The 21,238-nt window shown below is 39.0% G+C and carries 23 protein-coding genes and 1 tRNA gene; 11 read left to right on the top strand and 13 right to left on the bottom strand.

From position 1 onward, the window contains the following. Positions 1-19: 19 nt before the first annotated feature. Positions 20-1,519, top strand: coding sequence for a peptide MFS transporter (locus tag DQW11_RS01870; protein WP_113923166.1), 1,500 nt, complete (start codon positions 20-22; stop codon positions 1,517-1,519). A gap of 311 nt (positions 1,520-1,830) precedes the next feature. Here the strand turns inward: DQW11_RS01870 and DQW11_RS01865 are convergent, their stop codons facing one another. The 5 genes from DQW11_RS01865 to DQW11_RS01845 form a co-directional block, all read right to left on the bottom strand. Next, positions 1,831-2,025, bottom strand: a complete 195-nt coding sequence (locus DQW11_RS01865; RefSeq protein ID WP_113922278.1) for a hypothetical protein — start codon at positions 2,023-2,025, stop codon at positions 1,831-1,833. A 69-nt stretch (positions 2,026-2,094) separates the two neighbouring features. Continuing rightward, positions 2,095-2,580: a hypothetical protein gene (locus DQW11_RS01860; RefSeq protein WP_113922277.1), complete on the bottom strand. Its 486-nt coding sequence runs from the start codon at positions 2,578-2,580 to the stop codon at positions 2,095-2,097. Positions 2,581-2,665: 85 nt separating this feature from the next. Further along, entirely contained in the window at positions 2,666-3,022 is a 357-nt protein-coding gene (locus DQW11_RS01855) for a response regulator (protein WP_113923165.1), read from the bottom strand. A gap of 95 nt (positions 3,023-3,117) precedes the next feature. After that, positions 3,118-3,453 (bottom strand): DUF962 domain-containing protein, encoded by a 336-nt coding sequence (locus tag DQW11_RS01850; protein ID WP_113922276.1) that lies wholly within the window; start codon positions 3,451-3,453, stop codon positions 3,118-3,120. A 3-nt stretch (positions 3,454-3,456) separates the two neighbouring features. Next, positions 3,457-4,032, bottom strand: coding sequence for a DUF4136 domain-containing protein (locus DQW11_RS01845; protein WP_113922275.1), 576 nt, complete (start codon positions 4,030-4,032; stop codon positions 3,457-3,459). Between the two features lie 181 nt (positions 4,033-4,213). On the opposite strand from DQW11_RS01845, the gene DQW11_RS01840 reads away from it, so the two are divergent. Further along, positions 4,214-5,119 carry a DUF3078 domain-containing protein gene (locus tag DQW11_RS01840; RefSeq protein ID WP_113922274.1) on the top strand — a complete coding sequence of 302 codons (906 nt, stop codon included), beginning with the start codon at positions 4,214-4,216 and terminating at the stop codon, positions 5,117-5,119. Between the two features lie 130 nt (positions 5,120-5,249). Here the strand turns inward: DQW11_RS01840 and DQW11_RS01835 are convergent, their stop codons facing one another. From DQW11_RS01835 to sucC, 3 genes are all read right to left on the bottom strand, one after another. Continuing rightward, entirely contained in the window at positions 5,250-6,086 is an 837-nt protein-coding gene (locus DQW11_RS01835) for a universal stress protein (protein ID WP_113922273.1), read from the bottom strand. A gap of 137 nt (positions 6,087-6,223) precedes the next feature. Next, positions 6,224-6,297: transfer RNA gene (locus DQW11_RS01830), tRNA-Arg, on the bottom strand. Between the two features lie 17 nt (positions 6,298-6,314). Beyond that, positions 6,315-7,526 (bottom strand): ADP-forming succinate--CoA ligase subunit beta, encoded by a 1,212-nt coding sequence (gene sucC, locus DQW11_RS01825; RefSeq protein WP_113922272.1) that lies wholly within the window; start codon positions 7,524-7,526, stop codon positions 6,315-6,317. A gap of 139 nt (positions 7,527-7,665) precedes the next feature. On the opposite strand from sucC, the gene DQW11_RS01820 reads away from it, so the two are divergent. The 4 genes from DQW11_RS01820 to DQW11_RS01805 all read left to right on the top strand — a co-directional run bounded on the left by DQW11_RS01820 (position 7,666) and on the right by DQW11_RS01805 (position 13,027). Continuing rightward, positions 7,666-8,322: an ABC transporter ATP-binding protein gene (locus tag DQW11_RS01820; RefSeq protein WP_113922271.1), complete on the top strand. Its 657-nt coding sequence runs from the start codon at positions 7,666-7,668 to the stop codon at positions 8,320-8,322. Positions 8,323-8,441: 119 nt separating this feature from the next. Further along, entirely contained in the window at positions 8,442-9,266 is an 825-nt protein-coding gene (locus DQW11_RS01815; protein ID WP_394337131.1) for a DMT family transporter, read from the top strand. A gap of 49 nt (positions 9,267-9,315) precedes the next feature. Further along, on the top strand, positions 9,316-10,194 hold the full coding sequence (locus tag DQW11_RS01810; RefSeq protein WP_232826649.1) for a hypothetical protein: 879 nt from the start codon (positions 9,316-9,318) through the stop codon (positions 10,192-10,194). Positions 10,195-10,234: 40 nt separating this feature from the next. After that, positions 10,235-13,027, top strand: coding sequence for a CHAT domain-containing protein (locus tag DQW11_RS01805; protein WP_198669822.1), 2,793 nt, complete (start codon positions 10,235-10,237; stop codon positions 13,025-13,027). Between the two features lie 109 nt (positions 13,028-13,136). Here the strand turns inward: DQW11_RS01805 and DQW11_RS01800 are convergent, their stop codons facing one another. The 3 genes from DQW11_RS01800 to DQW11_RS01790 form a co-directional block, all read right to left on the bottom strand. After that, entirely contained in the window at positions 13,137-13,931 is a 795-nt protein-coding gene (locus DQW11_RS01800; protein WP_113922268.1) for a hypothetical protein, read from the bottom strand. A gap of 75 nt (positions 13,932-14,006) precedes the next feature. Next, on the bottom strand, positions 14,007-14,789 hold the full coding sequence (locus tag DQW11_RS01795) for an anti-sigma factor family protein (protein WP_113922267.1): 783 nt from the start codon (positions 14,787-14,789) through the stop codon (positions 14,007-14,009). Further along, a complete protein-coding gene (locus DQW11_RS01790) occupies positions 14,779-15,390 on the bottom strand; it encodes an RNA polymerase sigma factor (RefSeq protein WP_113922266.1) in 612 nt (203 codons plus the stop codon). The genes DQW11_RS01795 and DQW11_RS01790 overlap by 11 nt, the downstream gene beginning before the upstream one ends. 169 nt (positions 15,391-15,559) lie before the next feature. Here DQW11_RS01790 and DQW11_RS01785 point away from each other — a divergent pair, with 169 nt between their 5' ends. The 4 genes from DQW11_RS01785 to DQW11_RS01770 all read left to right on the top strand — a co-directional run bounded on the left by DQW11_RS01785 (position 15,560) and on the right by DQW11_RS01770 (position 19,522). Then, on the top strand, positions 15,560-17,053 hold the full coding sequence (locus DQW11_RS01785) for a nicotinate phosphoribosyltransferase (protein ID WP_113923163.1): 1,494 nt from the start codon (positions 15,560-15,562) through the stop codon (positions 17,051-17,053). Next, entirely contained in the window at positions 17,031-17,942 is a 912-nt protein-coding gene (locus tag DQW11_RS01780; protein WP_113922265.1) for a ribose-phosphate diphosphokinase, read from the top strand. The genes DQW11_RS01785 and DQW11_RS01780 overlap by 23 nt, the downstream gene beginning before the upstream one ends. A gap of 118 nt (positions 17,943-18,060) precedes the next feature. Then, the gene (gene pncA / locus DQW11_RS01775; protein WP_113922264.1) at positions 18,061-18,684 is read left to right on the top strand and encodes a bifunctional nicotinamidase/pyrazinamidase; all 624 of its coding nucleotides are present in this window, start codon (positions 18,061-18,063) and stop codon (positions 18,682-18,684) included. 67 nt (positions 18,685-18,751) lie between these two features. Beyond that, the gene (locus DQW11_RS01770) at positions 18,752-19,522 is read left to right on the top strand and encodes a DUF2490 domain-containing protein (protein ID WP_113922263.1); all 771 of its coding nucleotides are present in this window, start codon (positions 18,752-18,754) and stop codon (positions 19,520-19,522) included. A 3-nt stretch (positions 19,523-19,525) separates the two neighbouring features. On the opposite strand, the gene DQW11_RS01765 is transcribed toward DQW11_RS01770, so the two are convergent. Together DQW11_RS01765 and DQW11_RS01760 are read right to left on the bottom strand one after the other, a co-directional pair. Next, positions 19,526-20,551 carry a PorP/SprF family type IX secretion system membrane protein gene (locus DQW11_RS01765; protein ID WP_113922262.1) on the bottom strand — a complete coding sequence of 342 codons (1,026 nt, stop codon included), beginning with the start codon at positions 20,549-20,551 and terminating at the stop codon, positions 19,526-19,528. 13 nt (positions 20,552-20,564) lie between these two features. Next, positions 20,565-20,765, bottom strand: coding sequence for a hypothetical protein (locus tag DQW11_RS01760; protein WP_113922261.1), 201 nt, complete (start codon positions 20,763-20,765; stop codon positions 20,565-20,567). A gap of 319 nt (positions 20,766-21,084) precedes the next feature. Here DQW11_RS01760 and DQW11_RS22165 point away from each other — a divergent pair, with 319 nt between their 5' ends. Further along, on the top strand, positions 21,085-21,234 hold the full coding sequence (locus DQW11_RS22165) for a hypothetical protein (RefSeq protein WP_157965998.1): 150 nt from the start codon (positions 21,085-21,087) through the stop codon (positions 21,232-21,234). Positions 21,235-21,238: the final 4 nt, after the last annotated feature.

The raw sequence follows: 21,238 nt of genomic DNA, 5'->3' as shown, positions 1-21,238 counted from the left end.
TGGCCATCCAAAAGGTTTAATGACTTTGTTCTTCACAGAGATGTGGGAACGGTTCAGTTTTTATGGCATGAGGGCCCTTTTAATTCTTTTCATGACGACTGCTATCGTAGATGGCGGTTTGGGTTTTGATGATAAAACTTCTGGGGCAATATATGGACTCTACACCATGGGGGTGTATTTGCTTGCCCTTCCTGGGGGATGGTTTGCAGATAGGCTGTTCGGATTAAAGAAATCTGTTTGGTACGGAGGGATAATTATCGCTTTGGGCCATTTTACCATGGCTTTGCCCGGATTATTCAATCTGATGGGGGAGGAAGGTTTTGTGAAGGAATCCCTTTCTCTAATGGATACAAATTCATTCTATATGGGATTGATTTTGATCGTTATGGGAACGGGGCTTTTGAAGCCAAATATCAGTTCTATTGTGGGGCAGCTGTATCCATCAGGTAGCTCGAAGAGAGATGCAGGTTTTTCGATCTTTTATATGGGGATCAATCTTGGAGCCTTCATTGCCCCGATAGCTTGCAGTACACTAGCAACCTATGATTGGCATTTGGGATTTGGTTTGGCTGGATTGGGGATGGTTTTTGGTTTGATTCAATATAAATTGACAAGTTCCAACTTGATAGGGTACGGTGATGAAATTGTGGTCTTGACCGAAAAGGATGCCTTGGAAAGAAAAAAATTAATCAAGATCCTATTTGGAATCGGTTCTGTTGTTTTGTTTGTTTTGGCACTTCTGTTTATGGGTTTTATTCCTATCAATGTTTTGGCGTTGGCGGGTGCTTCAGGGACAATTATTGCCGTAGTGGCTTTTGTGTACCTTGGGTATGTTATATTATTTGGAGGGTTGAGTCAGGAAGACAGGAATAAAGTGGGGGTTATCGCGATCCTCTTTTTATTTTCAGCCTTGTTTTGGTCGGGATTTGAGCAGGCAGGATCGACGTTGAATTTGTTTGCGGAACGTTTTACCAACAGAAATTTTCTGGGTTGGGAAATACCTTCAGGCTATTTTCAGTCTGTCAACTCCATGTTTATCATAATTTTCGCACCATTTTTTGGAGCACTTTGGGTGTGGTTGGGAAGAAGAAATCTAGAGCCAAGTTCACCTTTGAAATTTGCTATGGGTTTGCTACTTCTGGGAATGGGTTTTTTGGTGATGTATTTTGCAGCTAAAATCGCCGCTTCAGGAAACCTCGCAGCACCGACATGGTTGATTTTTACTTATTTGCTTCACACTTTTGGAGAGTTGAGCTTGAGCCCCGTTGGTTTAAGTTTAGTGACAAAATTGGCTCCTGCCAAATATGGAGGGCAAATGATGGGAATTTGGTTTCTTTCCGTATCGCTGGGGAATCTATTCGCAGGATTGATTGCCGGTGAGGCGAGTGGGGGTACCGAAGAAGCACTTGCTCAGATGCCCGGACAGTATATGATCATTGTATTTACGGCTTTGGGAGCAGGATTATTGTTACTGCTGATAAGCAGGCCGATTAAAAAATTGATGGGAAATGTCCATTAAAAAAAGAATAAGGGGAGAAATAAAAAAAAGGTCAATTGACCTTTTTTTTATTTCCTTTTAACTTCTTTCGGTGCTTTTGTACTTCTAAAATCAATGAAAGAAAGACCTGCGCCAAGTCCGATTAGGATACAAACAATCAATAGAAATAATTGTGCACCTGAGGCAATAGGGGAACTGAATATTTGGAATAGCATATATAGATTTGATTACTTTATGGCAATTTATTCGAAAGATAACATAGATTGGATTTTGGACAAAATTTGAAATAAAAAAAGCAGGAAGTTTAAATAATCTTCCTGCTTTTTTCCTAATTAATCAATTTCATCGTCAAAGTCTTCATCGAAATCATCTTCATCGAAATCATCGTCTTCCAAATCGTCGAAATCCTCATCAAGGAGCTCGCTGTCTTCATCAAGATCATAGACCTCGTCTTTAAATTCTTCGGCAAACTCATCGTCATCATCGAAATCTTCGATTTCTTCAAAATCGTCTTCAAAATCGTCCATAGTATGAATAAGGTTAATTGTTTAAATATCAAATGGATTGATGGGCGCTAATTAAATCAAAATAAATATTTAAGCAAATACCTTGTCAAGGTTATTTTTTTGCAACTTAATATCATCTGAATTGATGCTTGCCTCAATCCACTGATTTTCTAGCATTTCCAACCATGTTTCAAAATATAGAATCACATCCTGCAAGTTATTTTTTTCCAACTTGTTACTTTTGTGCGACGGGATTTTTCTGAGAATTTCCGGATCAGACAATTTTTCGAGATGCCTGAGATCATTTATTTTGAGGCCTTTTTCAAGCATTTTGCTGATCATCAAATCCATCGGATATCCGCTATCAGGACAATAATCAATCAATTGGTCATTCCAATCCCCTGATTTTTCCATAGCATGCCTGTGAATTTCCTCTTTGGAAAGATGGATAAGTTCTTGGGCCAGATTACCACAATTGCATGCACCCATATGGCCCCACTGGTATGGAGCACCTTTTTTTAATTTGATGATGGTCTTTCTGACTGCATCAATCAATTCAACGCAATTATTTGACATAGAAGGTAACTTTTATAAAAAGTAAACAATAAAAAACCTTCCTGGTTTGAATCAGGGAAAAAAAAATAAAAAAAACGGAATATTATTAACTAAAAATATTCTTGATATATTTTTTTACCAAAGGCTTAGACAAATATTTCTTGACAACAGCATAATTGGTGGCTTTTACAATATCCCTTTCATCCACAGAACTACTCAAAATATATATCTCAGGACTGATTTCTTTTGGCCTGAATTCTTCCAAGAAATCCCAACCTGTCATTTCTGGCATATTCAGGTCCAAAAACAGGTAATTGGGGTCAATTTGATAGATATCTTGAAGCGCTTTGGTAGCACTTTGGAATTTAAAAATCTTGTGAGGGACCTTTATATTTTTGCTGATCAACTTTTCAGTTACAAATGTGCTGATTGGATCATCGTCGATTAGAACTATTTTTACCATATAATACAAAATATTGATTTTGAAATACAATATATACAATACAAAATTACAGTATAACTTTGGATTTGCAACAGTTCATAAATAAATTATCAACTTTATTTTTGCTTTTTTGTCGGCTGAAACCGCTCTTTTCCGGTAGCAAGATCAAAAAACAGGATAAAATCTGAGGCAAGACTGTAAAAAGGATGTTTGAAAGTAGCCGGCTTATTCTTTTCAAAGAAAAAATGCCCAACCCATGCAAATCCATATCCGACTACAGGAATGGCAAACAACATGTAAAAATTGGAACTATAAATAGCTGCTCCAAGGATAAAGAACAACAAAGCTGTACCGGTAAAATGTAAGATCCGGCTAATTGGGTTTTGGTGCTCAGAAAGATAGTATGGATAAAATTCCTTCAGAGTGGCGAATGGTTTTTCTGGGTTTTTCATAAATTATTTATTTGTAGAATGGATATGGCTATTATAGGTCTGGGTAATTTTTTCTATTGACTTTATGGCTTTCTTCTTTTTGTCCTTTGTACCTGATACTTCCGAAACTGCGGTAAGCTGCATTAGTATCTTATCCTTATTGGGGTCAATAAAGTCGACCATAATTTGCATCAGCTGATAATTCTTGGTTGATACCATGTTTTGTTGGTTTAAGAATCTTGGATCGTACATCCAAGGATCCCAAACCCTTCCTCCCCACATGGGATACCTGTTGTTATACACTTCCTTTTGTCTCATGTCTTCATTTGAAGTATATCTGATAACCAGATCCGGGGAATCTCTTTCATATTTGAGACCTTGCTCCTCAAGAAGGTATTGCAGCTGTTCTGAAACAACTGCGTCTAAATAAGCATCATTAAAACCCCTGTGTCCTATCTCTTTATTGGTGATCACAAAGCTTTTATATTCTTTGTAGGGAGCAAACTCTGTTTTTTCCTTAAAAATCTCAATTGAGCTACACGAAGTAAAAATAATGAGAATAAGGAATGATATTTTGGTATTTCTAAATTCAATTATCATGGTTTTGCAACGCGGGTTGATCGTCAGACTTTATTTAACTCCAATATTTCAAAAAAGGATTAATGGAGGTGATTAATTTTTAAAAAAAAAATTCAAAATCGGTTAAAATCCAAATAGTTATATCCATAATCTTATTTATTTTATGATTTAATTTGCTTTTGTTTTACTTAAATCAATAATTATGAAGAAAATATTTACGATTTGTTTGATGTTCATTTTTGGACATTTTGGGTTTTCTCAGGAAGCCGATACAGTTGCAGACACTACGGCAAATGCATTAAAAGACACCACATATTGGAATTCTGAGTTGAGTATTGGTTTTAATTTAAATCAAGCCTCATTTTCAGGAAACTGGAAGGCCGGAGGTGTCAACTCATTTGCTTTGGGATCGATTTTCAGCGGAAAAGCCAATTATGCAAAAGATCGGTTGAGCTGGGACAATCAGGTGGAGCTTATTTATGGGATTGTAAAAAATGACGATTTAGGCCTTAGAAAATCCAATGATAGGATATTTTTTGATTCAAAAGTGGGATACAAGATCAATCAGAAATGGGGCTATTTTACTTCCTTAAACTTTATCACCCAATTCACAGACGGTTTTGATTATTCAGCAGATGATCCGGTTTTGATTTCAAGATTTTTCGCGCCGGCTTTTTTGACTACAGGATTTGGTTTTGAATACAAGCCCAATAAGGATTTTGCCTTGAGATTGGCTCCATTTTCACCAAGATTTACTTTCGTAACAGACCTGGATCTAATCAATACAGTGCCCGATAATTACGGTGTACCTGCTGGACAAAAATTAAGGACAGAATGGCTGGCTTTTCAGGTATTTATGACATACAACAAAAAATTCAATGATAACCTGACATTGAATTCCCGTTACCAGATATTTGCCAATTTGCAAACATTGGAATTCAGGACTATTGACCACAGATTGGATTTTACGCTGATAGCCAAAATCACAAGGTATGTGGATGTGACATTTACGAGTATCAATGTGTATGATATTGATATGGTGGAAGGAATTCAGTTTAGTCAGGCCCTTGCATTGGGTATTTTATACAAAGTCAGTAATAAAAAGTAGGTTTTTGCTGACCTTTTCTTTAAAAAATTTTGATTTTTACATTTATGTATTATTTTTGTTTCAATTGTGGTAGTTAAATAATAGTTGGTTTAGTTTTCATAAAAAGGGCAGGAGAAATTCTCCTGCTTTTTTACTTTTTAGCGGCTTTTATACTGATAATTGGTTTTTCCGTGAGGCCGACGAGATTTTCAGACACACTTGGAGAAAAGTATTGTTGAAGATCGGATTTTCCATGGGTGATTACTGCAATTCCATCCGAATTGGTTTTTTCCGCAAACTGAACTATTCCGCGTTCTTCTCTAAAGGAATCGATTATGTGGATTTCATGCTCATAACTTGCAAATTCATCGAGAAAAGTTTTGCCTATGCTCATGATGTCATTGGTTTCAAGAAAATAGGTGGGAGTGTTTACATACAACACAATGAGTTTTACCTGTAGGATTTCCATTAGATTTTCTACCATCCTGAATGTGATTCCTGTTTCCGCTTTAAAGTTGGTGGCAATTACCAATTTTTCGAGCTTAAGTTTTTCCGGAAGTTTTTTCACCACTATGACAGGTACTTTTGAATTTCTCATCATGCTATAGGTATTGGTTCCAAGGATATAATCTTTGAATCCATATACACCATGTGACCCCATCACCACCAAGTCAATTTGCTCATCCTCTACAAACCGATGGATTTTTTCATTGGTATTGTTGAAAATGAGGACCTTTCTTGATTTGATTTTATTGGATTCTGCATGTTTTACTAACTCATTCAGCCTTTTTTTCGAATGTGCGATGGCTTCCTTGGAATCAGGAAAAAGATCTTCCTGCTCTTTGGATAATTTGGACCAATCCACAGGGGTATTGATGACATGTAGGAAAACCAGCTCAGCATCTATTTTTTGGGCTAAGAAGAATGCGTATTTTTCAGCATTTTGAGCGCATTCTGAAAAATCAGTGGGCACAAGTATCTTTTTCATGGCATTTAGGGTTTAATTTTTCTGATTTATCCTAAAAATAGCCAAGCAAAAACAAAAATATACTATTCAATATCAGTGAGTTAAATGATAAAAATCAGCAAGAAAAACAAAAGCCCCAAGTGAAACTTGGGGCTTTGTGCGCGCGGAAGGATTCGAACCCTCAACCCTCGGAGCCGAAATCCGATATTCTATCCAATTGAACTACGCACGCTTTATTCGCAACAATTATTAAGAAATTGCCGCTTTAACTTTTTCAGCAGCATCTTTTAGCGTGATGGCTGAAGCTACTTTCAATCCTGATTCGTCAATTATTCTTGCACCTTCTTCTGCATTGGTACCCTGTAGCCTTACTATGATGGGTACGGGAATGTTTCCTATAGTTTTGTAGGCTTCCACAACTCCGTTAGCTATCCTGTCACACCTTACAATTCCTCCAAACACGTTGATAAGGATGGCTTTCACATTTGGATCCTGAAGGATAATCCTAAATCCGGCTTCTACGGTGACTGCATTTGCTCCTCCTCCCACATCAAGGAAATTGGCGGGTTCACCGCCTGAAAGTTTGATCATGTCCATGGTAGCCATGGCTAGACCGGCACCATTGACCATGCAGCCCACATTTCCATCCAACTTAACATAATTAAGACCTGATTTGCCTGCTTCCACTTCCAAAGGATCTTCCTCGGCAATATCTCTCAAATCGGCAAGAGCCTTTTGTCTGTATAACGCATTGTCATCTAAACCTACTTTTGCATCAACAGCCAAAATTTTATCATCTGATGTTTTTAATACAGGGTTGATTTCAAATTGAGCGGCATCAGATCCTATATATGCATTGTAAAGAGAAGTGATAAACTTCACCATTTCTTTAAAAGCATTGCCTTCAAGACCTAATTTGAATGCCACTTTTCTTGCCTGAAAGGCTTGTAACCCGACTTTTGGATCAATCCATTCTTTAATAATCTTTTCGGGATGCTTTTCTGCTACTTCTTCTATGTCCATTCCACCTTCGGTAGAGGCCATGATGACGTTGCTTCCGCGGCCTCTATCCAACAAAATCGACAAATAATATTCTTTAGGTTCAGAAGCTCCGGGATAGTAAACATCCTCCGCTACCAACACTTTATTTACTTTTTTTCCTTCGGCACCTGTTTGGATAGTGACCAGAGTCCCCCCAAGTATTCCTGCAGCTTTTACCGGAACATCTTCAAGGCTTTTGGCCAAAACAACTCCTCTCGAACCGGTTTCATTTACCAATCCTTTTCCTCTTCCACCTGCATGGATTTGGGCTTTGATTACATACCAGGAAGTTCCGGTTGCAGCATTCAGCTTTTTGGCAGCTTCCAATGCTCCTTCGGGGCTGTCTGCGACTATCCCTTCCTGAATCCTGACGCCATAGCTTTTCAAAAGTTCTTTAGCTTGATATTCGTGTATGTTCATCCTTATGAAAATTTTTGCCCGAAGTTAAGCGCTACATGTTTATTTATCAAATTAACATCCGGTCTTTTGGTAAATAAATCCCTTCAATGGTCAGATAGGAATCTGTAATTTTTATATTTGTTGACTAAAAACACAATATATGTTAGTTGCTAATGGGATCCACAAAAATTATGGGGACTTACATGTACTCAAAGGGGTGGATGTAAAAATTAATCCCGGTGAGGTGGTATCCATCGTGGGTTCTTCAGGTGCCGGTAAAAGTACTTTGCTGCATATTTTGGGCACTTTGGATCAGGCTGACAAAGGTGAAGTTCATATCGGCAATACCTTGATAACCGGTCTGAAAGGGGACAAGCTGGCTGAATTCAGAAATAAGGAAATCGGATTTATATTCCAGTTCCACAATCTGCTCCCTGAGTTTACGGCTGAAGAAAACATCATGATTCCCGGATTGATAGCCAACCGGCCAATGAGTGACCTTCGAAAAAGAGCAGGACAATTGGCTGAGAGATTGGGTATTAGCAGCAGGCTAGGGCATAAGCCTTCTGAGCTTTCCGGGGGGGAACAACAAAGGGTGGCTGTTGCAAGGGCTTTGGTCAATGACCCAAAAATAATTTTTGCAGATGAACCAAGCGGAAACCTCGATTCAAAAAGTGCCCAAGCCCTACACAATTTGTTTTTTGAATTGAGAAAAGAATTTGGGAAGTCTTTTGTCATCGTCACGCACAACCAAGAGCTCGCCCAGATGGCTGATAGGACATTGGTGATGCAGGACGGCAAGATAATTGGCCAATAACCGCAATTTTTTTGTTTAAGTTTGAATTTTTGCCCCAAAACCAGCGGATAATCAAATTAATTCGGGCCAATCAGTTTTGGCTTTTTATATTCCATTAGATTTGAAAAAGCCAAATTTCCTTGAATAAAAAAAGTGTTCAGCATATGTTATTGGCAGGGTTTCTTTTTTCCCTGATGAATGTTTCTGTGAAACTGATTCCACATATTCCTGCCATAGAAATCATCCTGTTCCGCTCCGTTTTTAGCCTGATTTTAACTTACATCCTTCTCAAGAGAGAGTCAGTACCGGTTTTTGGCAATAACAAAAAACTCTTGATACTCAGAGGAATCGCAGGTTCTATCGGTTTGATGACGTTTTTTTATACACTTCAAAGTATCCCCTTAGCCAGTGCCGTCACGATCAATTATCTGGCACCGATATTTACCACGATTTTGGGGATATTTATTGTAAAGGAAAAAGTCCGGGCCAGGCAGTTTTTGTATTTTGGGCTATCTTTTGCAGGGGTGCTGATTATCCAGGGATTTGATCCGAGAATCACTTTTTTGGATATGGCGATTGGTTTGATTTCGGCCTTGGCAATGGGAATTGCCTATAACATCATCAGGAAAATCAAAAACTCAGAACATCCCTTGGTCATCATGTTTTATTTTCCTTTCATTACCATACCGATAGCTGCTTTGATTAGCTACTTTGTATGGATAGTACCCGTCGGATGGGATTGGGGGATTTTGTTGGCGGTTGGTTTATTGACTCAGTTTGCCCAATATTTCATGACTTTGGCTTATCAAAATGCCAACCTCTCCAAAGTCGCTAGCCTCAGTTATATTGGAATTATTTATGCCTTGAGTTTTGGGTTTCTGATTTTTGGTGAAACTTATAGCCTTATGGTATTTTTCGGTATGGTTTTGGTTCTGATTGGTGTGGCAATGAACATTTTTAAATAAAATGGTTACATTATTGCATTCCGTTTCGACAAACAAAAAAACCTGTTTCATGGCAAGAATGCTTAGAATCTTGATAGTGGTTATTTCATTGGCCTCAGTGGCCTGCGAAACTTTATTGGTTCCCGGTGATGGTGATTTACCACCTTTTGATTGCTCCACCTTCACTTACAGTGATACTATTTTTTATATCAATGAGAGTTTGGAGAATAAAATCAAACCTGTAAAAACGCTGAACGGCACTTTTTCCGTCGTTCCGGAAGGATTGGTAATCAATGAGACTTCGGGTGAAATCGACATCAATAAAAGTGAAACTGGCTTGAAATACAGGATTTCATTTACGCCGACCGGTTCGGAGGTTTCTTGTACTTTTGAATTGACCATCGGGGGTATCAATTACTTGGATAAGGTATACATTCTTGACCAAAATGATTTTTTGGCCGCACCTATTTTCAATGCAAAACGGGATGCAATCAGCCCCTGCCCGGACGATGACGATGATGACGATGATGACGACGGTTCGGATGATAACAGCGTGTGTAAGTTTGGTGAATTAGGTCCTGACGATGAAGATATTTCCCTTTTAGGGATTGAGGTCAATAATTCAACCGGAATCATTGACCTTCAAAAAACTGTGGAAAACGGGGCTTTTGGATCAGATCCTGTCAGTGGATCCGAATTGGAAGCTAAGCTCTATTACAGGTTACAGGATCAAACATTGGGAGCCCTGAATGCCATAGATTTGAAAATCTTTTATTTTGCTACTTTAGCAGATGTTCCGCAGAGCCTTTTGGACGAAATCGACCAAAAAAATGAAGATTTGCTAGGAGGGGGAAATAACATGGGATTTACGAATGCAAGGGTAAATGCCGAAAACCCCAAAGCAAAACCAAGACCTCCCTATCTTTTGATTGTTGCCAGGTTAGAATAATTTGGGTATTATTACCCAAATTATTTTAAACCTTTGCTCTGTGCATACAAGGTGGTTCCTCCTAGTCTTAATATTCCTGTTTCAAAATCCCAAAGCAAAGGAGCAACCTGATATTGAAGGAAAATATCGGGATGCCTTGACATTTTTTCTGTCAGCAGAACCTACAGACCTCACCGATAGCCTTTCGATTTTCCTTTTTTCAGAAATTGTGTCGGCTGATGACGCAGAAAATATCGATACCAAGATCTTGGTAGATTCCTATGAAAAACTCGGAAGCCTATCTTTGATCAAAGGGAATTTAAATGACGCGGTGTCCTATTATCGAAGTGGACTTGAGTTTCAAAACGAGGCAAAAATCCCTGATTCATTGTTTTTTGGCTCAAATCTTTTTATCGGGGAAACTTATTATTTGTTGGGCAAAGCGGACAGCAGCATCTATTTTCTGGAAGAAGCTGAAAAGCTTATTTCACTAAAAAATTCCAAAGAAGAAGCTTCAAGATTATTCAATTCATTGGGTGTAATCTATTTTGAATCAGGTAATTATAGCCAATCCATCAACTACTTTACCAAATCAAAAAATCTGATTATTCCGGACGGAGCCTATCAAGAACTTGAGCCTTATTACAAATATGCTTTGTTTAGTTTTTTGAACAATATCGGGACTTCACTTTACCAGCTTGGCAAAACGGACAGTGCGCTACACATATACAGTCAATTACAGGATTTTGGAATCAACGAGAACGAGGTATATTCTCAGTTAGCCAAAGTTTACCTCAAAAAGGCAATGCCTGATTCTTCACTTTTTTACCTTCAAAAAATCGGTTTGCCGGAATTTGTAAACAGCCATTCTTACCAGAATCAATTGGCTGAAATTTATTTGTCACAAGGTTTATTGGACAAAGCCAAATCAGGATTGACAAAATTTTTGGAGGAAACAGAGAGTCCCGATCCAAAAATAACTGATTTTAAACTGGGCAAAACCTATCAGATTTTAGGGAAAATCGCCTTCGAGCAAAATGATTTCCAAAATGCTGCAAACTATTACCATCAATCCATTATCCAGACTGATGGGTTTTTTGCGGAGGAAGACATTTTCAAAAACCCGGTGGATTACAGTGTTGGATTTGCCACTTTTTCTCTTGTCGAAAGCCTTGTAGGGAAAGCTGAAAGTTTTATAAAATTATATGATAGTGGGAAAAACAACGCCCATTGGCAGGCAGGGATAGCGACCTATCAAACTGCATTTGACATTGCAGCACATATCGGAAGCTTTTATGACAACGATGAAGCACGTATATTTTTGGGTGATTTTGTGTTGGATGCCTATCAAGATGCGGTAGAAACTCTCATTACCCATTCGGATTCGCATGATAAACTGTCATTGCTTACCCAAGCTTTATCTTGGGTGGAAAGCAGCAAATCGACCAGTCTAAATATGGGGATGAGAGAAAATAAACTGAAGAAAATTTCCGGAATTCCCGCAGCGCTTCTACAAAAAGAAAGGGATTTGCAATTTTCCATCTCCAAAATACAGCAAAGTATCCTTGTGGAAAACCGTCAAAACGAATTGAAATTGCTCCAATCCCAACTCACCGACAGGCGGTTGGAATTATCAAGATTGCACAATGAATTCAATGATTTCCCTGAATATCTGTCGCAGAAGTCCATCAACCAATCCATTGACCTGAAACATATCCAAGAATCTGTTTTGGATAAAAACACACTTTTGCTTTCTTTTTTCGAATTGGACGACAGGTTCTTGCTTTTTACAATGGACCAAAATGAAATTAAAATGACTGAAATAGCTGACAAGTCACAACTCGCTTCTCTAGTCCAAGAATATCAAAAAGGAATCATCGGCTATTCGGCAGGGGAGAAGTATGTCAGCGGCGGTGCGGGATATAAGTTGTATCAAATGATATTGGGTCCAATAGCCGAAAAAATGGAACAATATGATCACCTGATGGTAATCCCTCACGGGATTTTGGTGGACTTGCCATTGGACTCATTCGAAAAATCAGCTTCAGAATTTTTGATTGCAGACCATGCCATTTCATACCAATATTCCGTCAAACTTCTGGAATCATTTGAATATCAAAGCTTCGGAGATTATTTGAAAGCAGGATTCGCGCCATTTTATAACAATGTTTGGAAAGACGAAAACATCAATCTTCCCCGGCTTCCCTATTCAAGGGAAGAAATCAATTCACTATTGGGGGAAAGTTTTGTCAGAGAAGAGGCGACCAAACAGGAGTTTTTGAATTCGGTATCTGAGGCAGATATCATCCAACTTTCAACTCATGCACTTCCCGATCCTGAGGACCCAAATCAGGCTTTCATTGTATTTTATCCGGGCGATATGGAAAGCAGGCTTTTCACCCATGAAATCTACAACCTTGATATGGCAGAGTCTTCCTTGATATTTTTGAGTGCCTGCGAGACCAACTTCGGAAGTTTAAGCAAAAGTGAAGGGATTTTGGGAATTTCACGGGCTTTCTCATTTGCAGGATGCCCAAATATCATTTCAACTTTATGGAAAGCCGAGGACAAGGCTACTGCTTATATCACTTCAAGGTTTTATGCACATGTAGAGGAAGGACTAACCTTTGGTGAGGCTTTAAGAAATGCCAAACTTGATCTTTTGAATGATCAAAAAATGGCACAGTTTCACCACCCTGTTTTTTGGGCACATTTGGTTTTGGTGGGTTCGGTACCTGCAACGACATATTTTGATTACCTGCCTGTATATCTTTGGATTTTCGCCTTGATTTTGTTGGGTTTTGGATTTTTATTTTTCAAAAGCAGGTTTGCTGTCAAAGATGTTTCCAAGTGAAAAATGAGCAAGGCAGGAGACAGTTTTGCTTTCTTTCAAAACAAAAACCACCATCATCGATGGTGGTTTTTGGAGTTTACCAGGGCCTAAAATTAAATTAACGTTTACTTCAGTCTAAATCAACTTCTATTTCGGAAGAAGCTTTAATATTATTTCTCACTTTTTCATAAAGTGATTTATTGCTGTTTTTGGAAATGACAACCACTCCGTCTGTTGATACTGCCTCTTCCAATTCAGAATCGGATACGTTCTTGAACCAGTTAAGCGCATTGATTTCAAAAAGAGCGAGCGGATTGTTGATCCTGTCCACCAAGAAGTAATTGTCGTCATCCTCAGCTTCGATTTCAACTTTGAAATCAATGTCATCTCCAAAAAACTCAAATTTGAATGGTTTGGAAGTGCCGTCTGCAGCATTGATTTTTCCTTCAAAATAAATGCTTGGCTCATTTTTATAATCAATCAGGTCCATTTCCAACTCGATTTCTTTGTATTCTCCTTCAGGAATGTTGATGAAAAAATCCGTTGATTTGTCCAAGGCGTCGAAAGTGATTTTTTGGATGTCTCTGAATTTGATTTCAATTTCATTGCTGTCATCTCCATCATTGTCATCTCCATCATTGTCATCGTCGCTATCGTCGTTACTGTCATCCTCATCTTCCGTACCGTTCCCTTTTCCTTCAAGTTCAAGTTCCAATTCTTTGATTTGGATAAAACCACTTTCGATACTCAAGTTGCTATTTATGGTTCTTGCGTTTTCTGCAGTGAGTTGGTTGGTCTTCAATACAAACGCGATTCCCATTTTTCCTTCTCCGATTCCGGGGACTTCTTCTTCAGGATTGCAGGAAGAAAACAAAATTGCAGTTAACAATGCTAGGGATGCTAAATAATTTTTGAAAGTTCTCATAGTTGAATGTTTTTTAGTTTCATTTATTGGTCGAAGCCGCTTTGAAAAATGTAACCATCCAACAATTTTTTTTTTTTATTTTTTTGAAGTTTCTGATTTTGGTTTGAAAACACCCATAGCACTGAGTTTGATCCGGTCTCCGAAGTCAAATGAATCGTGGTAAGTATGGTTTGGGTCAGCGCTGATCTTTTTCATGAGCAATTTGGCGTCTTGGTACTTTTCAGACCTTAGATAACTTAGGAAAAGGTAGTAGTCTGTTTCGTCTTCAAACAATTTTTCTGTTTCTGAACCATTGATGTCTATTATTTTGCTCAGGTATTTTTGCGCATTGGAATAATCCTCCAATTCAAAATAGGAGACTCCCGCAAGAAATAGGTTTTTCCTGTTTTGGTCCCCAAGACTTACTGACTTGCTAACTGAATCCCAATTTTTGTTTTTGAAATCATCCTCCAGTTTCTCTTCAGCTTGGCCTGCCGAACGCATCGTTGGGATTTCATAAGCCAGGTATTTCTCCTGATAAAGATTGTCGGGGAGATTTTGGACCCAATAATTACCCGCCACCAAAAGTAATGTCAAAGTGGCTGCAATTCCCATCCACCATCCAAGGGGTCTGAATTTGACGACTTTGGCAGCGGATTGCTGATTTGATTGCTCTCTTTCAAACTCCCGTTGTATTTCCTTGATGGATTCCCTGTGGCCTGACATTCTGATGCTGTCTCTTGTCAAAGCAAGAATACCGAGCAATTCTTTGAGTTCAGGATTGGAATCTACCTCTTCAAGTACCTTATCGGCTTCTTCCTGACTAAGATTACCATCAAGATAATCGTCCAATAGAGCAATGTATTTATCATCCAGCATATTGAAGTGCGTTTTTAATTGTGGAATATGTTTTTTCGTCAGACTGGATTTTTTCAATCAGACTTTTGAGGCATTTATGTTTTTTGTTTCTTAGGACCTGTTCGCTTGAAAAATCTTCCTTTTCCATTATTTCCTTCATGGGCAAATTTTCATAATAAAACAGGAGGAGGATATTCTTGCATTTTTGTCCTAGGGATTGAAACAGTTCCATGATCAATTTATGGCTCTCGTGCTTCACCAGACTGTGGCTGATATCTGGAGTCACCGATTCCTTGGCATTTTCAAACATTTCATTTCTGATACCCATGCTTTTCCTTTTTCTTAGTTCGGTGATCCATAGATTTTTAACAATAGAATAAAGGAAGGACTTGACACCTGATTCCTGTCTGTATTTATTTTCCTCCACCACTTTAATAAAGACCAAGAATGTTTCCTGAATCATGTCTGCAGCATCGTCTGTGCTCCCGCTGTTTTGCAGGACATAGTTTTCGAGATATCTGTAATAACCGTCATACATAAACCTGATGGCTTGGTTTACATTTTCCCTTTTTACGATGGCACTGATCAATTCCTGGTCAGAATATTTCTCGTTTTTTTTCATTCCCTTATACCTGTTTGTCGTAGCCGTATTGTGAATTGTAACCTTTATTTGCTCCCAATTTCAAAAAGAATTCTGAACTGAAACCATTTATTGTGTTGCTGTTTTTATCAAGTCATTATATTGCAAATTGAAAGAAAATAAATCTGTTTTTCCCAAAGAAATTTTTAGCATGAAAATCACAAAGGATTTATACCAAGGGTCATTGGCACTGCTGACCGATTTTTATCAATTGACGATGGCATACGGGTATTGGAAGTCAGGAAAGGCCGAACAGGAGGCTGTTTTCAATCTTTTCTTCCGAAAGCATCCTTTCCAAAGCGGTTTTACCCTTGCAGCTGGTTTGGAATATGTTATAGACTTTTGCCGCAATTTCCATTTTGATGAAGAAGACCTGACTTTTCTGTCCGAGATGAAAAACAGCGATGGTTCCTTAACTTTTGAGCCTGCCTTCATATCCTATCTGAAGCAGATGGAATTCAAATGTAGCATTGAGGCAGTAGAGGAAGGAACGGTTGTTTTTCCTCATATTCCGATGGTCAAGGTCACGGGACCGTTGATTCAGTGTCAATTATTGGAAACACCGCTTTTAAATATCATCAATTTTCAAACCTTGATAGCTACCAAAGCCGCAAGGATTTCTTTTGCTGCCCAAGGTGATCCTGTCATGGAGTTTGGATTAAGAAGGGCGCAGGGAATTGACGGTGCATTGGCGGCAAGCAGGGCATCCTACATCGGTGGATGTGCTTCGACCAGTAACGTTTTGGCAGGTAAGTTATTCGGAATCCCTGTTTCAGGGACACACGCCCACAGTTGGATCATGTCTTTTGATTCTGAATTGGAAGCATTTAAAGCTTATGCAGACGCTTTTCCGGACAAATGTGTGTTTTTGGTTGATACCTATGATACCATTAGCGGGATCAGAAATGCGATCGAAGTCGGTAAAATATTAAAGGAAAAAGGAAAAGAGTGGATAGGTGTCCGGATTGATTCAGGTGATTTGGCTTACTACAGCAATATAGCCCGCGAGATGATGGATGAGGCAGGTTTTCCCGACGCAAAGGTAGTAGCCTCGAATGACCTGGACGAGCATATCATTACTTCTCTAAAAATCCAGGAAGCTTCCATCGATATCTGGGGAGTGGGAACCAAACTGGTAACTGCCTTTGACCAGCCTGCACTTGGAGCAGTCTATAAATTGTCAGCCATCAAGACCCAAGAGGGGATTTGGGAGCCAAAAGTGAAAGTTTCCCAACAATCCATCAAAATCAATATCCCCGGCAACCATAATGTTGTGCGATTCAGCAAAAACGGAAAAGCCGTGGCGGATATGATTTATCTGGCATCCAAAGATTTGGGAGAAGAAGAGTTTGTTATCATTGACCCGATTGATCCTACCAAAAGAAAAAAAATCAAAGCGAAAGGACTTGACCAACAGGTTTTGCTCAAACCGATTTTTGAAATGGGAAAAAAAGTCTACACTATGCCTGATATTCACAAGATCAAGGAAAAGGCATCCCGTAACCTTGCCCAGTTTGACAAAGCCTTAAAGCGTCTGGTCAATCCACACATTTATCCCGTCGGATTGGAAGACAGCCTTTACAAGCTTCGAAACGACCTGGTATTCAAAATGAAAAATTACGATGGAGAAGAAAATAATATTTAGCATACCGGATTACAAATACCTTCAGGAAGAAGTCTTGCAGCTTGGAGATTATGAAAGAGGAATCATTGACGTCAAGTTGTTTCCTGATGGGGAGCGCTACCAGCGCATCATGACCCCGGTCAATGGCAGGGATGTTGTCCTGATCGGCGGTACGATTTCTGATTCGGATACACTTGAAATTTACGATTTGGCCTATGCCCTGATCAAATATGGAGCTAGGTCCATCCAGTTGTTTTTCCCCTATTTTGGATACAGCACCATGGAAAGGGCCGTAAAAATAGGGGAGGTAGTCACTGCCAAATCCCGAGCAGTGATGTTTTCTTCTTTGCCGAGGACAAGTCTTGGAAATCATTTTGTTTTCTTTGACCTGCACTCTGAAGGGATTCCGCATTATTTTGAAGGGCAGGCTTTGATCAACCATGTTTACTGCAAACCCATCATCATCAAGGCTGCATTGGAATTGGCTGAAGATGGATTTGTGATGGCCTGCACCGATGCGGGCAGGGCAAAATGGGTGGAATCTTTGGCCAATGAAATGGGTGTCAATGCTGCTTTTGTTTTCAAAAGAAGGATCTCCGGCGATAAAACTGAAGTGACAAGTATCTCGGCAGATGTTGAAGGCAGAGATGTGGTAATCTACGATGACATGGTCAGGACCGGCGGTTCCCTTATCAATGCTGCCAAAGCATATAAGTCAGCGGGCGCAAAGAAGATATTTACCATTACTACTCATGGATTATTTTCCAATGATGCTTTGAAAAAAATTCAGGAATCTGGGGTGATCGAAAAAGTCGTTTCTACCAATTCCCATCCGAACAGTTTCGCAAACCAATCTGACTTTTTACAAATCAAATCCATTGCACCTTTGATTATTGAGCAATTGATTTAACACTCAATTTCCTATCGGCCTTGCACTCTTTCTACTTACGCCCTTTTAATCAATAACCATTAACCAAATAACCATCAACCCAATAACCAATTAACCAACCACCAAAAACCACAATCAAATGAAAGCACTTATCATCGTAGACGTTCAAAATGATTTTATTCCCGGTGGAGCTTTGGCAGTGAAGGAAGGTGATCAGGTCGTACCGATTATCAACGAACTTCAGCAAAAGTTTGATTTTATCGTCGCTACGCAAGATTGGCACCCTGCAGACCATGGTAGTTTTGCTGCCAATCATTCAAATAAAAATATTGGAGAATTTATTGACCTGAATGGTGTCCAACAGATTTTGTGGCCTATGCATTGTGTTCAGGAAACCACAGGGGCAGAATTCCATCCCGATCTCAAGACAGAAAAATGGAAAGCTGTTTTCAAAAAAGGGACAAATCCAAAAGTCGATTCTTACAGTGGTTTTTTTGATAACAACAGAATGGGAGATACCGGACTGAGCTCGTTTTTGAAAGAAAATGGGATAGAGGAGGTTTTCGTCTGTGGTTTGGCAACAGACTATTGTGTGAAGTTCACGGTTTTGGATGCGATTTCGGAAGGGTTTAAAACAACCCTAATAGCTGATGCAACCCGTGCAGTAAACATCCAAGAAAATGATGACCTCAAGGCAATCAAGGAGATGTCAGCCTCGGGTGCAAAAGTTGTTCTGGCAGATGAGATTCTTTATTTCTCGTGACCAAAGGTACATTGGCTCGTCCTAGCCTAATATAATTTTGCATTTTACTGAAAACAAAAATTCAATTATGACACAGAGTATAAAATTGCTTTCACTTACCCTTTTGGTTTTTTTCTTGGTTTTGGGTAATGGTTTTAGTCAAAATAACAGGGAAACAGAATATAACAGCATCGGTTGGTATGCCTTTTTCGGCAATTATAAAATAGATGATAAATGGAGCCTTCATGGAGAATTCCAATGGCGGAGAGTGGATTGGATTACAAATCCTCAACAAAACTTATACAGGGTAGGGGTAAATTACAAAATCCATCCACAGGTGACATTCAGGGTAGGATACGCTTTTATCGACACATTTAATTATGGAGATCAGCCTCTTGCCGGAAATGGAATCAGATTTCCCGAACACAGGTTATATCAAATGGCATTGATCAATAATCCAATAGGAAAAGTACTCCTTTCGCACAGATTTATGCTCGAACAGAGATGGGTTGGAAGGAGCCTCGACCCCAATGCCACAAAAGCGGATGAGTCTGTATTTCTAAACAGGATCCGTTACATGTTCCGGGCCGACTTGCCTTTGAAAGGACCTACTCTTGAGGATAAAGAGCCTTATTTGGCTGTTTATGATGAAGTTTTTATTGGTTTTGGAAAAAATGTAAATCAAAATATTTTTGACCAAAACCGGTTAGGAATCCTAGCCGGATACCGGTTTTCAGGTTCTGTAAGAATTGAAGGTGGCTATTTTAATCAGATTCTACAGTTTGGAAGGCTGGTCAACGGGAAAAATTACTTTCAAAATAACCAAGGGCTTATCATAAATTCATTTTTCAACTTTTGATTCTTAGAACCTAAAGCAAGGAATGATGGTACTTCTTCTGTTTCGCTGATTAGGATCGCCGTAGAGGAAGGAATATCTGATGGAAATTTCGTGTGCGCCTCCAGAGCTGCTTAGGGCAAGTTTTGAAGTGGTAAAATCAAAACTGTAACCGATGTCCAATCCGCTTTCCAAAGTCATCCCAATGAGAGCGATAAAAGCTTCATTATTTGGCAGGGAGTATTTGACAGGAAATCCGCGGTACCAAACCCCAACCACCAATGGCTGTATAAAAAATTGGGCACCCACATCCAATTGGTTGAATGGATCCTGATGCTTGTAATTGAAAGCCAGAAAAGCGGAACGCTCCTGTCGTGAATTACTGAAATAATTATTGATAAACCCTTCACCCAAATCGATCTTCAATCCGCCATGTGCAGACAACTTCATGGGCAATTTGCTTACATTTCCATCTAGAAATGAAGTATTGGGTTGGGTTAGGTGATGTCCTGATATACCTACCCAAACGGTTTCGGTATTGAAAAGCATCCCAAAGTTGAAATCCACAAATTGATGCCTGTAGTCGTCTGAAAAAAGCTCTCCACTAAAATCATCCACAATACCCCTGTTGATATCCAATTGAGAACCGAACACCAAATCACCAAAATAAGCATCCCGAGAAATATAACTCGCCTGACCACCAAATCTCAAGAACGATTCAAAACCCAATTGTAAGCGGTAGGAATAGGTCAGACCGATTTCATTGGTGCTCAATTGAGCCATGCTCTCTCTGTTTCCATTGAAAATCAATCCAATCCCACTGTTGATATCAAACATGTAATGGTCGATATAGGCGGAATAGGAGTTAAAGGAATGGTCGAGTCCGGGCCATTGATTCCTGTAATTGGCGCCTACACGCGTCAGTTCCGATGCTCCCGTAAACGCAGGATTCAGGAATAGGGGTGCGGCATAAAACTGCGAAAACTGCACATCTTGAGCACTGGCTTCAAAAGTCAGGAAAAGGATCATGATTATGTAAAATATCTTTTTCATCTTGTTCAGTACCTCATTTTAGAAATTCCGGGGTTACTTTTGGGTTAAATTCTTTACAACAGATAGGGGCGAAATCTTCCGTCTGATTGATTTTTGTAGCATTCAGAAAAAACCTTGACATCCCTGATGATTGGGCAAGCCTTCCGTTGATCCGAACCAAAGCGGTCTGAAAAAACACAATCCATGAAAATGTAACAGAGTCAAGATTTACCATATAAGACCTACTTTGAATTCATCTCCATTTTGGGAATTGAGCGTTTCAATTAATTTTTATCAATCTCACCCAATTTGGTTTTTTCAAAGTGACTCATAGGAGTACTTTTTTGACTTAAGTGTCAATAGACCTGCGGATTTTAATCGCTGGTTTTTGCAGAATAAGTCATAAAAAAGGTATTTCGTTTTTTGATATAAAATTCTATGTATTTTATATATACATAAAGGAAATACTTTAAATCGGGTGATTTACAGTAATAAACAGAATAATATAAGAAAATCCAAGAAAAGACAATAAAAATAAAAATCGATTTTTGGGAATGAAAAATGATTATTCTGTCCAAATCAAAGTTGAAATTCAACCTTGGGAAACTCAAATTTGGAATCCAAAAAATAGATCAATTTATTGGTTAAAAGCGGGTATTCATTGGAAACAAAACCGCCGTCCCAAAAGCCGGACGGCGGTATAAATCA

It is taken from the genome of Cognataquiflexum aquatile (genome assembly GCF_003316845.1).
Classification (GTDB): Bacteria; Bacteroidota; Bacteroidia; order Cytophagales; family Cyclobacteriaceae; genus Cognataquiflexum; species Cognataquiflexum aquatile.
The sequence above is the reverse complement of the archived record's forward strand: the minus strand, read 5'-3'. Positions and strand labels throughout refer to the sequence as shown.

What these genes read in the sequence shown, in the direction of transcription:
- DQW11_RS01780 (WP_113922265.1), top strand. Translation starts at nt 17,031, where the DNA reads ATGGAGAAGAAAATAATATTTAGCATACCGGATTACAAATACCTTCAG.
- DQW11_RS01855 (WP_113923165.1), bottom strand. Translation starts at nt 3,022, where the DNA reads ATGGTAAAAATAGTTCTAATCGACGATGATCCAATCAGCACATTTGTA.
- DQW11_RS01820 (WP_113922271.1), top strand. Translation starts at nt 7,666, where the DNA reads ATGTTAGTTGCTAATGGGATCCACAAAAATTATGGGGACTTACATGTA.
- DQW11_RS01840 (WP_113922274.1), top strand. Translation starts at nt 4,214, where the DNA reads ATGAAGAAAATATTTACGATTTGTTTGATGTTCATTTTTGGACATTTT.
- DQW11_RS01860 (WP_113922277.1), bottom strand. Translation starts at nt 2,580, where the DNA reads ATGTCAAATAATTGCGTTGAATTGATTGATGCAGTCAGAAAGACCATC.
- DQW11_RS01835 (WP_113922273.1), bottom strand. Translation starts at nt 6,086, where the DNA reads ATGAAAAAGATACTTGTGCCCACTGATTTTTCAGAATGCGCTCAAAAT.
- DQW11_RS01865 (WP_113922278.1), bottom strand. Translation starts at nt 2,025, where the DNA reads ATGGACGATTTTGAAGACGATTTTGAAGAAATCGAAGATTTCGATGAT.
- DQW11_RS01790 (WP_113922266.1), bottom strand. Translation starts at nt 15,390, where the DNA reads ATGAAAAAAAACGAGAAATATTCTGACCAGGAATTGATCAGTGCCATC.
- pncA (WP_113922264.1), top strand. Translation starts at nt 18,061, where the DNA reads ATGAAAGCACTTATCATCGTAGACGTTCAAAATGATTTTATTCCCGGT.
- sucC (WP_113922272.1), bottom strand. Translation starts at nt 7,526, where the DNA reads ATGAACATACACGAATATCAAGCTAAAGAACTTTTGAAAAGCTATGGC.
- DQW11_RS01760 (WP_113922261.1), bottom strand. Translation starts at nt 20,765, where the DNA reads ATGGTAAATCTTGACTCTGTTACATTTTCATGGATTGTGTTTTTTCAG.
- DQW11_RS01765 (WP_113922262.1), bottom strand. Translation starts at nt 20,551, where the DNA reads ATGAAAAAGATATTTTACATAATCATGATCCTTTTCCTGACTTTTGAA.
- DQW11_RS01810 (WP_232826649.1), top strand. Translation starts at nt 9,316, where the DNA reads ATGGCAAGAATGCTTAGAATCTTGATAGTGGTTATTTCATTGGCCTCA.
- DQW11_RS01785 (WP_113923163.1), top strand. Translation starts at nt 15,560, where the DNA reads ATGAAAATCACAAAGGATTTATACCAAGGGTCATTGGCACTGCTGACC.
- DQW11_RS01770 (WP_113922263.1), top strand. Translation starts at nt 18,752, where the DNA reads ATGACACAGAGTATAAAATTGCTTTCACTTACCCTTTTGGTTTTTTTC.
- DQW11_RS22165 (WP_157965998.1), top strand. Translation starts at nt 21,085, where the DNA reads ATGAAAAATGATTATTCTGTCCAAATCAAAGTTGAAATTCAACCTTGG.
- DQW11_RS01800 (WP_113922268.1), bottom strand. Translation starts at nt 13,931, where the DNA reads ATGAGAACTTTCAAAAATTATTTAGCATCCCTAGCATTGTTAACTGCA.
- DQW11_RS01845 (WP_113922275.1), bottom strand. Translation starts at nt 4,032, where the DNA reads ATGATAATTGAATTTAGAAATACCAAAATATCATTCCTTATTCTCATT.
- DQW11_RS01850 (WP_113922276.1), bottom strand. Translation starts at nt 3,453, where the DNA reads ATGAAAAACCCAGAAAAACCATTCGCCACTCTGAAGGAATTTTATCCA.
- DQW11_RS01795 (WP_113922267.1), bottom strand. Translation starts at nt 14,789, where the DNA reads ATGCTGGATGATAAATACATTGCTCTATTGGACGATTATCTTGATGGT.
- DQW11_RS01870 (WP_113923166.1), top strand. Translation starts at nt 20, where the DNA reads ATGACTTTGTTCTTCACAGAGATGTGGGAACGGTTCAGTTTTTATGGC.